The sequence below is a fragment of the Oleiphilus sp. HI0066 genome (genome assembly GCF_001635725.1).
Genome location: NZ_LWFH01001703.1, coordinates 1 through 1,046 on the forward strand (window position 1 = coordinate 1; position 1,046 = coordinate 1,046).

Here is a 1,046-nt window from a genome sequence, read left to right on the forward strand (position 1 = left end):
AAAATAGTTATTGCTAATCATTCTCATTAGCAATAACATGGCATGCACAACTAAAAATAAATCATTTTTTGGGGAAATAAATGGAACACACTAAACTTGTTAGCGCTGCAATTATCTCAGGCGCTCTACTCACTGCGTGCAGTACTGTAGATGAAGCTCCAGCGCAAAAGACAGCAACGGCTACTGACGTGGTTAGTCAATATGTAAGTATCGCTCAATCAAACTATGGCGACTCATTGAACACGGCAAAAACACTCGATACTGCAATCAAAGCTTTGCTAGACGCTCCATCTGAAGAGTCGCTTGCGGCGGCAAAATCAGCTTGGATTGAAGCGCGTGTACCTTACCAACAAACCGAAGCATATCGGTTTGGCAACGCATATGTTGATGACTGGGAAGGCAAAGTAAATGCTTGGCCACTAGACGAAGGCCTCATTGATTACGTTGACGCTAGTTATGGCACTGAATCTGATGAAAACCCATATTACGCTGCAAACATAATCGCCAATCCAAAGCTTAACGTTGGTGGCGTTGAAGTAGATGCATCATCAATCACGCCAGCGTTGCTATCAGAACAGCTTCAAGAAATTGATGAAGTTGAATCGAACGTAGCAACTGGATACCACGCCATTGAATTCCTGCTATGGGGTCAAGATCTTAATGGAACAAATCAAGGCGCGGGCGCACGTCCAGCAACAGATTTCTCACTAGAAAACTGCACTAACGGCAACTGTGACCGTCGTCGCGAGTATCTTCAAGCTGCAAGTACACTATTAATTTCTGATCTTGAAGATATTGTTGCAGCATGGACTGCAGACGGTGAAGCCACCAAACAACTTCTTGCGAAAGGTGATAATGGCGGTCTTTCTACCATGCTAACAGGTATGGGTAGTCTTAGTTATGGCGAGCTTGCCGGTGAACGTATCAAGCTTGGCCTAATGCTTCATGACCCAGAAGAAGAGCACGATTGCTTTGCAGATAACACGCATGCATCTCACTTCAACGACGCACTAGGTATTAGAAATATTTACCTTGGCTCTTACACT

General features: G+C 44.3%; 1 protein-coding gene. It reads left to right on the forward strand.

All coding sequences use genetic code 11. The features are described 5' to 3' along the window. Positions 1-80: 80 nt before the first annotated feature. Positions 81-1,046, forward strand: a 966-nt coding sequence (locus tag A3738_RS26700) for an imelysin family protein (protein ID WP_082890161.1), incomplete at its 3' end; no start/stop codon positions are given.